The 525-nt window shown below is 64.2% G+C and carries 1 protein-coding gene; it reads right to left on the minus strand.

What is annotated here, in order from left to right:
• Nucleotides 1-525: AMP-binding protein (locus AC07SI_RS30365; protein WP_495007117.1), on the minus strand; the 525-nt coding region annotated here is incomplete at both ends.

Below are 525 nucleotides of genomic sequence, written 5' to 3' on the forward strand. Positions count from 1 at the left end.
GTTGAGCTGCGCGTCGAGCACGTAGCCGCTGCGATTGCCCAGCAAGGTGCCAATCGGTGCGTAGACGGCGCCGCACGGGTCGCCCTTGCGTGCTTTCCACAGCAGTGGCGTAACCACCGTTTCCGTCGGGCCGTAGCCGTTGAACAGGTAGGTCGGCTTGAGTGCGCGCCAGGCCAGGTCATAGCTCGCCTGGGCCACGGCATCACCGCCAAAGCAGTACACACGTACCTCCGGCGGGTTACCGTCACGCTCGGCATGCTCGGCCAGTTGTTGCAGGTACACCGGCGGGAACACCGCCATGGTCACGTTGTGACGGTGCATCTGTTCGTAGGTGTACTCGGGCAGCCACAGGCTGTCATCGCGGATCAGCACGCTCGCGCCGTTGATCAACGGGTGCATCCAGCCCTCATGGGAGCCGTCGAAGGCGAACGACATGAAGTGCAATTCGCAATCGGCCGGGCTGGTTTCATAGCGCTCGCCGGTGGCGATGATATGCGCCACCAACGGGCCGTGGGACACCGCCAC

The organism is Pseudomonas sp. GW821-FHT05D12, assembly GCF_059419825.1.